14 protein-coding genes are annotated in these 13,843 nt (G+C 40.4%); 9 read left to right on the top strand and 5 right to left on the bottom strand.

The features are described 5' to 3' along the window. Window positions 1-2 precede the first annotated feature (2 nt). The gene (locus GJU39_RS13630) at window positions 3-1,886 is read right to left on the bottom strand and encodes a type VI secretion system Vgr family protein (RefSeq protein WP_154281368.1); all 1,884 of its coding nucleotides are present in this window, start codon (window positions 1,884-1,886) and stop codon (window positions 3-5) included. A 542-nt stretch (window positions 1,887-2,428) separates the two neighbouring features. Beyond that, window positions 2,429-2,569: a hypothetical protein gene (locus GJU39_RS13625; RefSeq protein ID WP_154281367.1), complete on the bottom strand. Its 141-nt coding sequence runs from the start codon at window positions 2,567-2,569 to the stop codon at window positions 2,429-2,431. 117 nt (window positions 2,570-2,686) lie between these two features. On the opposite strand from GJU39_RS13625, the gene GJU39_RS13620 reads away from it, so the two are divergent. From GJU39_RS13620 to GJU39_RS13605, 4 genes are all read left to right on the top strand, one after another. Next, window positions 2,687-3,691, top strand: coding sequence for an aldo/keto reductase (locus tag GJU39_RS13620; protein WP_154281366.1), 1,005 nt, complete (start codon window positions 2,687-2,689; stop codon window positions 3,689-3,691). 70 nt (window positions 3,692-3,761) lie between these two features. Next, window positions 3,762-4,658, top strand: a complete 897-nt coding sequence (locus GJU39_RS13615) for a helix-turn-helix domain-containing protein (RefSeq protein WP_154281365.1) — start codon at window positions 3,762-3,764, stop codon at window positions 4,656-4,658. Window positions 4,659-4,757: 99 nt separating this feature from the next. Continuing rightward, entirely contained in the window at window positions 4,758-5,729 is a 972-nt protein-coding gene (locus tag GJU39_RS13610; RefSeq protein WP_154281363.1) for a Gfo/Idh/MocA family protein, read from the top strand. Window positions 5,730-6,043: 314 nt separating this feature from the next. After that, window positions 6,044-7,129, top strand: a complete 1,086-nt coding sequence (locus GJU39_RS13605) for a fatty acid desaturase family protein (protein ID WP_154281361.1) — start codon at window positions 6,044-6,046, stop codon at window positions 7,127-7,129. A 106-nt stretch (window positions 7,130-7,235) separates the two neighbouring features. Here GJU39_RS13605 and hxlA read toward each other — a convergent pair whose 3' ends face one another. After that, window positions 7,236-7,871, bottom strand: a complete 636-nt coding sequence (hxlA, locus tag GJU39_RS13600; protein WP_154281359.1) for a 3-hexulose-6-phosphate synthase — start codon at window positions 7,869-7,871, stop codon at window positions 7,236-7,238. A gap of 35 nt (window positions 7,872-7,906) precedes the next feature. Further along, window positions 7,907-8,506 carry a 6-phospho-3-hexuloisomerase gene (gene hxlB, locus GJU39_RS13595; protein ID WP_245227890.1) on the bottom strand — a complete coding sequence of 200 codons (600 nt, stop codon included), beginning with the start codon at window positions 8,504-8,506 and terminating at the stop codon, window positions 7,907-7,909. Window positions 8,507-8,714: 208 nt separating this feature from the next. On the opposite strand from hxlB, the gene GJU39_RS13590 reads away from it, so the two are divergent. Next, window positions 8,715-9,575, top strand: coding sequence for a helix-turn-helix domain-containing protein (locus tag GJU39_RS13590; RefSeq protein ID WP_154281355.1), 861 nt, complete (start codon window positions 8,715-8,717; stop codon window positions 9,573-9,575). Window positions 9,576-9,832: 257 nt separating this feature from the next. On the opposite strand, the gene GJU39_RS13585 is transcribed toward GJU39_RS13590, so the two are convergent. Then, a complete protein-coding gene (locus tag GJU39_RS13585) occupies window positions 9,833-10,570 on the bottom strand; it encodes a dienelactone hydrolase family protein (protein ID WP_154281354.1) in 738 nt (245 codons plus the stop codon). Between the two features lie 228 nt (window positions 10,571-10,798). Here GJU39_RS13585 and GJU39_RS13580 point away from each other — a divergent pair, with 228 nt between their 5' ends. The 4 genes from GJU39_RS13580 (at window position 10,799) to mgrA (ending at window position 13,829) form a co-directional block, all read left to right on the top strand. Next, a complete protein-coding gene (locus GJU39_RS13580) occupies window positions 10,799-11,149 on the top strand; it encodes a hypothetical protein (protein ID WP_154281352.1) in 351 nt (116 codons plus the stop codon). Window positions 11,150-11,336: 187 nt separating this feature from the next. Then, window positions 11,337-11,978: a phosphatase PAP2 family protein gene (locus GJU39_RS13575; protein ID WP_154281350.1), complete on the top strand. Its 642-nt coding sequence runs from the start codon at window positions 11,337-11,339 to the stop codon at window positions 11,976-11,978. A 101-nt stretch (window positions 11,979-12,079) separates the two neighbouring features. Next, entirely contained in the window at window positions 12,080-12,742 is a 663-nt protein-coding gene (locus GJU39_RS13570; RefSeq protein ID WP_154281410.1) for an HAD family hydrolase, read from the top strand. Window positions 12,743-12,839: 97 nt separating this feature from the next. Continuing rightward, window positions 12,840-13,829, top strand: coding sequence for an L-glyceraldehyde 3-phosphate reductase (gene mgrA / locus GJU39_RS13565; RefSeq protein WP_154281349.1), 990 nt, complete (start codon window positions 12,840-12,842; stop codon window positions 13,827-13,829). The last annotated feature ends 14 nt before the right edge of the window (window positions 13,830-13,843 follow it).

Raw genomic sequence — 13,843 nt, 5'->3', positions numbered from 1 at the left:
ACTTAGCTTTTGTTAATTTCTACCTTGCCACCACTTAAAGAAGCTGTTGCGGTAACCCCTATGGTTAAGTTCTTTTGCCCGTCTATGATAAAATCATTTTCGGTAGCAGCAAGATTCATGGCCTTGGCTTTGGCATCTACCAGGTCTTTCCCTTCCACCGTAATCGCTTCGCCTTTAATATCTAAAGTTTTGGTAGCAGCTGCTGTTTGCTCTGGTGTAGCACCTTCCGCAGGAGCCAAATTACCCATGGTAATCTTGGGCGATTGGATATCGATGCTTTCTGTTCCGTTGATACTGATGTTTTTCCCTGTTACAGCAATATTCCCCTCCTTATCCATGGTAAACGTACTTAAACCGGTATGGATCACAATTTTATTTCCCGCCTGCGCGGTAAGCAAAGCCTGCCCGTTTTTAATATTGATAAAGTTAGCCGCACTGGTACCCATATTCAGGGCGTGGTTTAGGTCATCAAAAGTTAAGGCACTGCCTTTTCTGGAAGTCAGACCCTTCGTATTACTGTTCTTAAAGCCAGAACTGTCGCCACTCTTACCATGGTACACACTGCCCATCACCACGGGGCGGGCTACGTTTCCTTCTTCAAAGGCAATCACCACCTGGTCGCCCTTTTCAGGGATCACATGGAAGCCACGGTTTTTACCGGTATCACCGCTTCCCGCATTCGGGCTTACCACCCGCAGCCATTCGGTTACATCATTGGTGTGGCATTCCCATTTAAATTTCACTTTAATCCGGCCCTGGCCTTGAGGGTCATCATTGTCGATCACATCAGCCAACTGCATATCCGGATTAGGTTTATCATAATTCGTTACCAGTAACCGTTCGGTATTGGCTACTACCCCTTCGAAAGTGTTGTAGTATTTCCGCGTTCCATCCAGGTTATGGGTGATGCTGGTAATTAAAAACCGACCCAGGCTTTCTGTCACAAAGGCGATTTCCTGCCGGATGCTCATCGTAATTTCGGCAATCGTGCCAATGCCTAACCCGGCATGATCTCCGCTGGCATTCACCTTTAGCAACTCGCTGATGTGGGCTTTTTCTTCATTATCTACATGGCTTTTAATGTCGCCGCTATTATCTACCCTAATCATGGAGGGCTGATTAAATGTTTTGCTGTACATTAAGTTTGATGCTTTGATCGCATGCGCCAGATCAGGGTTTCCATCTGCCTTGCCGCTACTTTCGCTTTGCAGCATTTCATCCTGTTTGGGGTTATAGGCAAAACGTTTGTTTTTTAATGGAGTCAATTCCATGGCATATTGCAGGTTATGCACATCCCTGCCATAAAATAAGGCAATGTCCTTTTGGGTATCGGGCTTACCAAAATTTAGCTGCTTACCATCATAGTACAGCCATTCGTGGTATTCGCCAGAAAGTCGGTTTAAAAATTCCCAATCGCTTTCCTTGTACTGGATCAGGTAATCTATGTTGGCCTGACGGCTGGCATTCGCTACAATTTTTAAATCGTTGGCAGGGGTATCAATGGTGGCCAGTTTGGCAATTTCATTTAAATCTTTATCCAGATAAGAACCCAGGTCTTCGCCACGATCTATTAAAATCGTCGGACTATAGCCGCTCACTATTAATACGCCATGATAGCCATGGCTTTGTGCCAGTTCCACTCTGGTTACCAAACCCATAAAATTTTGAAGCTGCTCCTGAGAATAGCCAAAAGATGCGGTTAAGGTTTTTCCTACAAAATCACGACTTTCATCCAGGTTAATTAAGCCCGGCGCACCCATCTGGTCGTGGTTAAACCGCAATTCGAAATAATGATGGCTGTTAAAAGCCTGTTGCAGGCTGAAGCTGGCGAAGTGAAGGATTGCCTTATCTTCTATGTTGATTTCGGTGATGAGTTTGTTTTCCATATTAGGTATTCTTATTCATAAATTAACTGCTAACTAGTTTGTAAGCTTATAGGCAATTTCAATCCAATAAAATGCATCCGATTAAGTATGGTAGCTTACCTAAAGTATATTATTGTGCGTAAAGGCCGAACCAATTAGAGGTATATTGATTTGAGAGCTAATGGCTTAACGGATATTTTAATTTAAAGTTAAAATGAGTTATCGTAGCTCCGCTACGGGAAGCGTACATCAAATATTAAGCCATTTGCACGCTATGTTACTGATAAATATCGGGTTATAGGTGGCAGGTTTTTAAAAAAAATGTTTTACGTGTAGTTGAACGCAGATTTTAAGCACAAAAAACTTGTAATTTTTTTAAAATAATTTTCGTATTACTTATACTATCCGGTTATTCGGAAAATAAAGTAAGAATTATAGACCACTATGTTACTCTTTTCTAAATTCTTAGCTTCAGCTTAATGAAGCCAGACAGGCGGCTCAGAATGGTCTTCGAAAACTGGATGGATACCAGAGCTTTAAAGTACATGCGGTGAATAACGCTATTAATCAGGAGCGAAAAACTGCACTACCAACTGCAAACCTTCAACTGCAAACTGCAAATCCTCAACTGCCAACTGCAAACCCTCAACTGCAAACTGCAAACCCTCAACTGCAAACTGCAAACACTGTAACCTCGTGCTCAAGCAATAATAAACTTTAACCTTTCGATGGTACTTTCATTGATTTGCAAACAAGTTTCGGGGCTTTGCATACAACCGAAGCCTTCATCTTCCGCACCTTTGATTCATAAATTAAACACCATGGAAATCAAAAAAATAAATTTAGGAAACCAGGGACTCATAGTTCCGGCAATGGGATTAGGCTGTATGGGGATGACGGGCTTTGAAGATGCCCACATGTATGGAGAAGCAGATGAGAAAGAAGCCATCGCCACCATTCACCGGTCGCGGGAACTGGGTGTAAACCTACTGGATACAGCCGATTTATACGGACCGCTGAAAAACGAACAGCTAATTGCCAAAGCCATTGCGGGCAATAGAAATGATTACATCATTGCCACCAAATTCGGTTGGGAGATTGATGACAATAATAAGGTAACCTGGGCAATAAACGGGCAGAAAAAGTATGTAAAGAAAGCGCTGGAGCGATCACTTCAAAATTTAAAAACCGATTATATCGATTTATATTATTTGCATCGCCTGGATAAAAACACGCCTATCGAAGAAACTGCTGAAGCCATGAGCGACCTGGTAAAGGAAGGGAAAATCGGCTATATTGGTCTATCTGAAGTATCTTCAGAAACAATTAAAAGAGCACATGCCATCCACCCGGTTACTGCCGTACAAAGCGAATACTCGTTATTTGAGCGCACAGTAGAAGAAAGAGGAATTTTAGACACCCTTGCCGCACTGGAGATTAGTTTCGTTGCTTATTCTCCGCTTGGAAGAGGTTTTTTAACAGGCCAGATTCGTACCATCGATGATTTACCAGCCAACGATTTCCGCCGTTCAATCCCCCGCTTCCAGGAAGCGCATTTTCATAAAAATATAGAACTGGTTGAAGCTATAGAAGCGATGGCAGCCGAGAAAAACATCACCGCTTCGCAACTTGGTTTAGTCTGGATGATGAACAAAGGGATTGTTCCCATCCCTGGCACCAAACGCAGAAAATACCTGGAGCAAAACATCGCTGCTCTAAGTATTGCCTTAACCGAGGCTGATGTACAGAAACTAGAAAGCATTATCCCATTGGGAACAGATACCGGCAGTGCCTACGATGAATTTAGTATGGGCCTTATTGATTAATTAACCGGCACAACTGCATCATATAAATGCAGTTGTGCCCTATATTTATTCTTTATCTTTAAATTGCACCATGAACACCATTCCTTCTATTTCCACTTTTCACCGCTTACTATCTCTTCCCGAGCCGCGCCACCCATTGGTGAGTATAATCAATCTGGCCGAAAGTATCTTTATTGAAGATGAGGTGTGGAAAGGATTCATCAACCAGTTTTATTGCATAGCCTTAAAACGCGAAGCCACAGGCAAAATTAAGTACGGCCAACAACATTACGATTATGATACAGGCGTGCTGAGCTTTACCGCACCCAATCAGGTTCAGCGTCTGGATATCCAAAACATGGAGTGTGGTTCTGGCGAACTGCTCATCTTCCATCCGGACTTCCTGCTTAAACATTCACTGGCAAACACCATTAATCAATATGGATTTTTCTCTTACGCAGTTAATGAAGCTTTGCACCTTTCTGCAGAAGAGGAAGAAAATTTAATTACCATCCTCCATAAAATCCATAAAGAATGTTTGCATATCGACAGGCATACACAAGAAATCATTTTAGCGCAGATAGAATTGCTGCTTAATTACTCCAACCGTTTTTACGAGCGGCAGTTTATTACCCGGAAAAACAACAATAACCAGTTGCTGGTAAAATTTGAACAGGTAATTGATGATTATTTTAATGGAAACCATACTGCCGACCTCGGTTTACTTACCGTGCAATACCTGGCCAATAAGTTAAATATCTCCCCCAATTACCTGAGCGATTTACTCAGAATTCATACCGGACAGAATACGCAGCAACACATTCATGAAAGGTTAATAGAGAAGGCGAAAGAAAAACTCTCTACTACTACGCTATCCATAAATGAGATTGCCTATGCCCTGGGTTTCGAACATGCACAATCTTTCAGCACGTTATTTAAAAAGAAAACAAATTTGGCGCCAGGCGCTTTTAGAAACGCTTTAAACTAAAAAAACAGATCTTCATCATCTGGTTCAAACAAAAAACACCATTTCCGGCTTTTATCTTAAATCGCTATACTTAACTTAACAGCGAAATAAAGAATGCTTATGAGTGAAATTAAATGGGGAATAATTGGCTGTGGTGATGTAACTGAAGTAAAAAGCGGACCCGCTTTTAATAAGGCACCAAATTCATCACTGGTTGCCGTAATGCGGAGAAATGCCGCAAAGGCGGAAGATTATGCAAAGCGACATCAGGTTCCGAGATGGTATAGTGATGCCGATCAATTAATTAACGATCCGGAAGTGAATGCCATTTATATTGCAACACCCCCCCTACAGCATGAAGAATTTACAATTAAAGCATTGGCTGCCGGCAAGCCGGTTTATGTAGAAAAACCAATGGCTTTAAATAGTGAAGCCGCAAAAAGAATGGTTGCGGCCGCTCATCAATACGGCGTTAAACTATCTGTAGCGCATTACAGAAGAGAACAACCGCTTTTTCTGAAAATAAAAACACTGCTCGAAGAAAAGGCAATCGGTGATATTCGTTTTGTAAACTTACAAATGTTGCAGCCTCAGCAAAGCGACCTTATTGCCAGGTCAGAAGAAAACTGGAGAACCAATCCGGAGATTGCCGGCGGAGGCCTTTTCCATGATCTGGCACCACACCAGCTCGATTTAATGGGCTATTATTTTGGTGAAATTGAAAAGTTTGATGGTATGGCATTGAACCAAACCGGGCAAAACCAGGTAGATGATTTAGTAACCGGACACATTTTATTTAAAAACGGAGTGGTATTTAACGGTACCTGGTGTTTCACCGTAGCAGAAGAAGACCAGATAGATCATTGCGAAATCTACGGCAGTAAAGGCAAGATCAGTTTCCCTATGTTTGGCCACCAAATTAAAGTGTTTGTAGATGGAACGGAAGAAAGGTTAGACTTTCTTCCACTTATGCATGTAGAACAACCGATGATAGAAAAAGTAGTGGCGTATTTTTTAAATGAAGGTAAAAACCCCTGCAGTGGTGAAGAAGCAGTGAAAACCATGGAATTGCTGGATGGATTTACCCGTTAGCTAAATCTTTTTAAAAGATTATCATTTTTTTTCAAAAACATTAAAACAATTCAACTTTTAATTTGTCTATTATTTAGTTTGTTTGGTTTATGCTTTAAACGATGGATGTCTTTAAAGCTAAAATAATTCAGCCTCATAGAAATATGGGGCTTTCTCATTTTATAAGCTTTTGTTACTTAATATTTAAATAGTTAGTCACAAACCAAAACATGTCATATTACGTTCATACCTTTACCTGCCAACAAACTGGCAGCTACATAGCTTGATGAACTCGGAGTATCGCCCCTGTACATAGGGTGGATAGAGAAAGAGATATGAAAGTTAAGACCAAGTTCCCGGCGCCGACAGGTGTCCATTTTTATGCAGAAGTAAGGCAACGGGTAAATGCCGATTTTGATTCCCGAAATTTAAGTGTTCATGCAAACGGCCTGATGTGGTTTAAAACCTTTATTTTCTTAAGCCTCTTTGCAACCCTTTATCTCACCATCATTCTTTCTGGTTTCAACGGAATTACACTGACAATCCTCACCCTGATGCTTGGCGTAGTTTGCGCTTTTATTGGTTTCAATATCTGTCATGATGCCATTCATGGTTCATTTTCTGCTAATAAACAGACCAATAAAGCCTTAAGCCTGTTGTTTCACCTGGTTGGCGCGAGCCCTTATGTTTGGAATATTACCCATAATATTGTGCACCATACCTATACCAATATTCCGGGGCATGATGAAGACATCGAAATTGCGCCGGGATTAATCCGCATTTGTCCGGAAGATAAGCTGGAATCCCATCAGCGTTTTCAGCATTGGTATGCTTTTCCTTTGTATGGCCTGGCCTCTTTATCATGGGTATTGCGAAAAGATTTTAAAAAATTCTTTCAGCAAAATATTGGTTCGAGAGCAAATATTCATCCTAAAATTGAATATTTTAACCTGTTCTTTTATAAATTTTTATATTATGGCCTGTTCATCGCTTTGCCAATGGTGGTGATGGATCTACAATGGTGGCAGGTATTAATTGGTTTTGTTTTGTTGCACTTAGCGCAGGGCGTAACGATGGGTTTGGTTTTTCAGCTGGCGCACGTGGTAGAAGGAACAACTTTTCCAAGCCCGAATGCAAGTGGAAATATGGAAGAAGCATGGGCAGAACACCAAATGCGGACCACAGCTAATTTCGCTACGCAAAGTCCGATGGCTGCTTTTTTCCTGGGCGGTTTAAACAGACAGATTGAACATCATCTGTTCCCAAAAATCTGCCATGTTCATTATGGAAGAATTGCCGTAATTGTGAAACAGACGGCGTTAGAATATGGGATTCCTTATCATGAAAATACTACTTTCACTTCTGCACTGGTATCTCATTACCGCATGTTAAAGAAATTAGGACGACCAGCAGTTGTTTAATACTTGATTGATCAATTATAACTTGTCATCCTAAGCCTATTATATCCATGTGTCATCCTGAGCCCGTCGAAGGACATTACCAGTATTTCGACAGGCCCAAATCAATTTAAACCGCAGCGTCAATTGCTTCGCATAGTGCTTTTGCAGCAGCTGCAGGATCTTCTGCACCATAAATAGCTGCACCAGCCACTACCACTTCCACGCCTGATTTTACTACAGCAGCTACGTTATCAATATTTACACCACCGGCAATAGATACGGGTACGCCAACTCTTGCAGCTTCATCAATTAACACCTGGATCGAATATCCATCTGTCCACTGCTCATCCAACCCTGCATGTAATTCTACGAATTTAACACCCAGTTCAGTAACTTCCTGTGCCCTCTTAACACGATCAGGATAACCAATCGTATCTACCACAATACCTTTACCATGTGCTTTTGCTGCTTTAACCGCACCAATGATTGTGGCATTCCCTGCAGCACCCATTACCGTTACTAAATCTGCACCTGCTTTGAAGGCGATATCTGCTTCCAGTTCACCGGCATCAGCAGTTTTCAAATCTGCGAAAACCAGTTTATCAGGGTGAGCATTTTTCATCGCAGTGATTACCGACGAACCTACATTTTTAATTAATGGTGTTCCTAACTCAATGATATCTACATATGGAGCCACTTTTGCGGCCAATGCTAATGCCTCTTCTGTGGTTAATAAATCTATTGCTACTTGTAATTTTGCCATGATTGTATTTATTTATATTTAATTGTTAAATGTGATTATTCCAGGTTTGCGTGTCGTTTATATAATTCATCGGCAGGTGTACCATCAAGCTTCCAAAGCGATTGAAAAACGGCATCCATCAAAAGCAATAGAAACTGCTCAAATAAACTCCCGGCATATTGTGCTGATTTTCCACTTCCATGCTCTTCTTTTCCCGCAGCCGGAATATAAACCACATGATCTGCCAGTTTTGCCAGCGCAGAATCTGCATCAGCCGTTAAAGCAACCAGCTTCGCCCCTACGGCACTTGCCTTTTCTGCCGCTCTTACAATGCCGCTGGTGGTTCCTGATCCGGAAGCTGCAATTAATAAATCATCTTTACCAATAGCTGGCGTAGTCGTATCGCCTACTACATATACCTGCAAGCCTAAATGCATAAATCGCATAGCTGCAGAACGCATTGCGAAGCCAGATCTGCCTGCCGAAATCATGAAAATGCGCTTTGATTGCTGAATGTGACTGATCAATGGAATCAGGTTTTCCATATCCATTTTCTTGGCCAGCTTTACATTTTCATTTAATACCAGCTCCAAATTCAGCTGTAAACCCCAAACCAATTGTTGATTATCTAATGATTCTTCTATTGTATCCTGCATTTTCATATCCTTGTATCCGAATGCGTCAAAGGTAGCCGGGCGGCATTGCTAAGCGGTTATACAATCGGCACATAATATGGGACAATCAGCTAAAACCGTCTCGATAAAGTCATACTTCTGACATTAAAATCAATGCATTTCCGAATAGTCCACCAAAATGCGACGATTATCCTAAGCATTAAAATCAAGGAGACTATCTTTGTATCACATGAATGCAGCAACATCAACCAATCTCGAACAATCCCTTCTTTATATCCGGAATCTTAACAATTGTCCGCCGAGTTACCTGAACGATCCGGGGCGGAAAGATTTCTTTGAAGTGGTGTGGTTAAAGAACGAAGATCCGCTGCATAACATTTCCGATCCGACTTTCAATATTAAAGGCGACTGGATTTACCTGATTCCGCCTTACCGGGTACATCAGTTAAATAAAGCAGGGAAAAATGGTGAATTAATTTCATTTAAAAGATCCATGCTGGAAGAAGAAGACAAAGACTTTTTGCTCGATCTGTTTAGGATTTTCAATGTGCAGGGCGAATTTTCATGCCTGAGACTGGATGAGGCATCGTCAAAAGAACTGGGTGCCATTTATCAGATCATGGAGAATGAATATCACCGGGAAGGCAACCACTTTATTATGCTCAAAGCTTTACTGAAAGTGTTTTTATTAAAGCTGATCAGTGTGAAGGAACATGAGTTTACCAGCCATGATGTTCATCAGAAACGGGTATATGAGTTTTTAATGCTTCTGGAAAGCAACTTCTTAACGGTAACCAATATCGATTTTTATGCCGGAAAGTTAGGCATCAGCTCTAAACGACTAAATCAAATTTTAAAGGAAAAGCTGGATAAAACAGGTACGCAAATTATCCACGACAGGATCATTCTGGAAGCCAAAAGAAGGATGATTCATAGTGATGTAACCATTAAAGAAATTGCTTACGATTTAGGCTTCTCTGACCGGCCTTACTTTAGCCGCTTCTTTAAAAAGCAAACCGGAGAAACGCCGGATGAATTTCAGAAGAAAGCAAAGGCACACATTGAATCTAAATTCAATACCTTAATATAAGTGATCTAAAATCTGAGTGCATAAAAAAGCTGATTATGGTTATAATCAGCTTTTTTATCTTTTTAGAATCGCCTGTCGGTTTTTTTTGCTCTAAAAATCTGAATAAATACGCCCAATGAGCTGAGTATTAAAAATACTCCCATGATTAAATTGATTCTGTCATCCATAGGTTCATATAGTTTAGTAAATCCAAGCTAAAGCTTTTGGATGACATTTCAAAGACATAAACAGAAAAGGAGTATTTATTTTCTTTTCGCTTATTTTAAAATTTCACTTAAAAACAATAAAGTATGCTTCCAGGCCCTCTTCGCCATTACTTCATTATAATCGGCAGATTTAGGATCGGTGAAGGTATGTTTACTGTTTGCATAGGTAATAATTTGCCAATCTGCTTTTCCTTCATTCATCTCCTTAATTAAATTGCCCATGTCTTCTGGGGTTACGCTTTGATCATCGGCCGGATTTTCAATCAGCATCTTTGTACCAAGCACAACATTTGGTCTGTCTGTGGCCTTACCTAAACTCCCGTGAATAGATACTACCCCTAAGACAGGGAAACCGGCCCGGGCAGTTTCCAGGGCACCTGCCCCACCGAAGCAGTAACCCATAACGGCCAATTTATCTGCCGATGCACCTGCTTTCTTCAATTCTGCTAAAGCCAGTGAAATTCTTTTCTGGTAAGCCTGATAATCTTTCTTATACTTTCCGGCAATTTGGGCCGCTGCCGCATTATCTTTAGGGATATTTCCTTCTCCATAAATATCGGCTACAAAAGCAATATATCCTTGCTTCTGAAGTTCGAGTGCAGCCATTTTCGCTTCCTCATCTATGCCTTTCCATGCGGGAAGAATTAATACTCCCGGTAATTTTTTCCCGGCGTTTGAAGTAACTAATCCATTTAGTTTCTGGGAACCATCGGCATAGCTAACTGGCTTTAATTGTGCATTTGCAACGGTTGCTGAAAATAAGAAAATGCCTAAAAATAATTTGTTCATTTGGTTCTTGGTTATGAGGTGATCAATAGCGTTTTATAACATACAATTGAAGGCACGAATTGTTTAGCCGGACCAGTTACCCTGGTGGCAGCTAAACAAATTTCAGAGGAAAGGAAATCCATCTGCGTAGTTACGAAAAATAATGTTGATTTATATTTAGCTGATTGATATCTTTGCTGGTACTAAAACGATAAATCATCCTTATTCGTTTAATTGACAACATCCAATATGAAAAAATACGCACTCTTAGCTGCCATGATCTTTTCTTTCTACTTTGCAAAAAGCCAGACGCTGGTTTTAGCCAAAGATGCAGGACAATATGTAGGCAAAACGGTTACCATTTGCGATTCGGTTTTCTCTGCAAAATCGTTAGATAAACTAACCTTAATCAACCTTGGCGGCGCTTATCCCAAAGAGTTAATCACCATTGTAATCAATAAAGCGGATGAAGCCAAATTTCCATCTAATCCTGAAAGCATGTTTCTAGGTAACAATATCTGTGTAACCGGAATTGTAACAGATTTTAAAGGCAAAAAACAAATTGTGGTTACTGAACCTAAACAAATTGTTGTAAAATAGTTTACCCCTGCTTCTTAACCTAGTCGTCACCCTGAATTTAGTTCAGGGTCTTTAACAACAGATGCTGAATCAGGTTCATTGGATGATTAATCACAGCTAAATAGATTACTAAGCATAGAAATTTAAACAAAGATTACAGACCTATCTGATAATTTAATAGTTTTGAAGAATTCAATAGTATACCCAAATGAGGTTAAAGCCTAATATTCTTCTATCTATACTTGTTCTTCTGATCCTCGCTTTTACCACTTTAAGCGTGTTTATCGCAAAACATCCAATCTTACCCTTTGATGTTAAAGTCTCTTTAGCCGTTCAGAAATATCAAACAGAATGGTTGGATAAATTGATGCTGGCCGTGAGCTTCTTTGGCGAACTCCCTTTTTCCCTGCTTTCCGTTTTATTGGTTGCAGGTATATTTTACTGGCAAAAGTTTAAAAGAGAAGCCCTTTTTATCTCTTTAATCGTTTTTTCAGGCTTAATTATATTAGGCATAAAAAACGTTATCGATAGGCCCAGACCAACGGCATTTTATGTGCGATTGGTCCAAGTGAACAGGTTTCAAAGTTATCCGAGCGGCCATGTGCTTTCTTATGTTTTATTCTTTGGCTTCCTGATTATTTTGATGCGCACATTAAAACACATTCCAAATACCGCCAGAAACCTCATCACTGCTTTCTCTGCTTTTTTAGTGGTGATGATTGCACCTTCCAGAATCTACCTGGGTGCCCATTGGTTTACCGATACGGTAGGCGGCTTGCTCCTGGGCCTCATTTGTTTATTCCCTTTATGCTATTTCTATTTTCGGAATAAACCGGCAGGAGAAAATTAATAGTTTGCTATTTCTTATTGTTACCAGGCTTCATCAGGGAATTAAAGTATGAGAAGAAACTGACCTATTGCTCAAAAAAATCTGATATTTTTGCGACCATGATGGACAAAAAACCGAAAGCATTTCTCTTTGATCTAAATGGCACCATGATCAATGATATGGAATTTCACAATCACGCATGGCATGATATTTTAACAAAAGATTTGGGTGCAAACATTAGCTTCGAAGGTGTAAAAAAAGAAATGTACGGCAAAAACCAAGACCTTTTAGAACGTGTTTTTGGCGTTGGCCATTTTTCTCAGGAAAAAATAGACCAAATTTCAATAGAAAAGGAACACCGTTACCAGGCCGCCTATAAAGCTCATTTAACCCTGATTCACGGATTAGATAAGTTTTTGGATAAAGCAAAAAACGCAAATATCTTAATGGCAATTGGCTCTGCAGCCATTCCTTTTAATATCAATTTCGTGTTGGATAACTTAGCTATACGTTCTTATTTTGAAACGGTTGTAAGCGCCGAGGATGTAGAAAAGAGCAAACCTGATCCAGAAACTTTTACGAAAGGCGCAAGCATTCTGGGCATTTCTCCTGAAGATTGCATCGTATTTGAAGACGCACCAAAAGGTGTGGAAGCAGCACAACATGCAGGAATGAGGTGCGTGGCTTTAACAACCATGCATACCGCTGATGAGTTTTCTGCCTATAATAACATCATTGCATTCATTGAGGATTATAACGATCCGGCTTTAGATCAGTTATTTTAAGTGCTAAGCGTTTTGAATCGCTAATATTTCGTTTTGAATTAAATTCAAAGCGAAATATGCCAAAATCTCCCTAATTTGCAGATCAAACCTAACCAAAATGAACAATAATATTTCCGCTGATCGATATCAAAAAATGAAGTATAACCGCTGTGGCAACAGTGGCTTAAAATTACCAGCAATTTCACTTGGCCTCTGGCATAATTTCGGCCATGTGAATGACTATGAAAACAGTAAGGAACTCATCCATACGGCTTTTAATAACGGCATTACCCATTTCGATTTAGCCAACAATTATGGTCCGCCTCCGGGATCTGCAGAAGAGGTTTTCGGAAGAATACTGAGAGAAGACTTTCAGGGTTACCGCGATGAAATGATTATTTCCAGCAAAGCCGGATATACGATGTGGGATGGACCATACGGCGACTGGGGATCAAAAAAATACCTGGTTTCCAGCCTCGATCAAAGCTTAAAACGGATGAAACTGGATTACGTTGATATCTTTTATCACCACCGTCCGGATCCGGAAACGCCGCTTAAAGAGACTATGGATACCTTGAGTTTGATGGTACAGCAAGGCAAAGCATTATATGTTGGCATTTCCAACTATAAAGCCGAGGAAGCCGAAAAAGCAATTCAAATTTTAAAGGAAAACGGTACGCCTTGTTTAATCCATCAACCTAAATACTCTATGTTTGAGCGTTGGGTAGAAGGTGGCTTGCTTGATGTATTGGAAACCAATGGTGTGGGTTGCATCCCCTTCTCCCCCCTTGCACAAGGTTTGTTAACCGATAAATACTTGCATGGGATTCCGGCAGATTCACGCATAGCAACCAGTGGCGTCTTTTTAAAAGAAAGCAGCATCACCCCGGAAAAAATTGAAGTGATTACCAGGCTGAATGAATTAGCAAAATCACGCCGACAAAAGTTATCCCACATGGCGCTTTCCTGGATTTTAAAAGATCATCGCATTACTACCGTGCTGATCGGTGCCAGTAAACCAGCACAAATTACAGATGCTTTACTGGCTTTAGACAATACCATTTTCAGCGAAGAGGAGATTAAAAATATCGACCAGATCCTGGCTTAAATAATCACTTATAT

Origin of the sequence: Pedobacter petrophilus (genome assembly GCF_009674725.1) — a bacterium.
Taxonomy (GTDB): domain Bacteria; phylum Bacteroidota; class Bacteroidia; order Sphingobacteriales; family Sphingobacteriaceae; genus Pedobacter; species Pedobacter petrophilus.
Note: the sequence above shows the minus strand (reverse complement) of the source record. Positions and strands in the feature narration are given on the sequence as shown.

Coding starts and splice junctions, on each gene's coding strand:
- GJU39_RS13570 (WP_154281410.1), top strand. CDS start 12,080: ATGGACAAAAAACCGAAAGCATTTCTCTTTGATCTAAATGGCACCATG.
- GJU39_RS13575 (WP_154281350.1), top strand. CDS start 11,337: ATGAGGTTAAAGCCTAATATTCTTCTATCTATACTTGTTCTTCTGATC.
- GJU39_RS13615 (WP_154281365.1), top strand. CDS start 3,762: ATGAACACCATTCCTTCTATTTCCACTTTTCACCGCTTACTATCTCTT.
- GJU39_RS13590 (WP_154281355.1), top strand. CDS start 8,715: ATGAATGCAGCAACATCAACCAATCTCGAACAATCCCTTCTTTATATC.
- GJU39_RS13630 (WP_154281368.1), bottom strand. CDS start 1,886: ATGGAAAACAAACTCATCACCGAAATCAACATAGAAGATAAGGCAATC.
- GJU39_RS13620 (WP_154281366.1), top strand. CDS start 2,687: ATGGAAATCAAAAAAATAAATTTAGGAAACCAGGGACTCATAGTTCCG.
- mgrA (WP_154281349.1), top strand. CDS start 12,840: ATGAACAATAATATTTCCGCTGATCGATATCAAAAAATGAAGTATAAC.
- hxlB (WP_245227890.1), bottom strand. CDS start 8,506: ATGCAGGATACAATAGAAGAATCATTAGATAATCAACAATTGGTTTGG.
- GJU39_RS13610 (WP_154281363.1), top strand. CDS start 4,758: ATGAGTGAAATTAAATGGGGAATAATTGGCTGTGGTGATGTAACTGAA.
- GJU39_RS13580 (WP_154281352.1), top strand. CDS start 10,799: ATGAAAAAATACGCACTCTTAGCTGCCATGATCTTTTCTTTCTACTTT.
- GJU39_RS13585 (WP_154281354.1), bottom strand. CDS start 10,570: ATGAACAAATTATTTTTAGGCATTTTCTTATTTTCAGCAACCGTTGCA.
- hxlA (WP_154281359.1), bottom strand. CDS start 7,871: ATGGCAAAATTACAAGTAGCAATAGATTTATTAACCACAGAAGAGGCA.
- GJU39_RS13605 (WP_154281361.1), top strand. CDS start 6,044: ATGAAAGTTAAGACCAAGTTCCCGGCGCCGACAGGTGTCCATTTTTAT.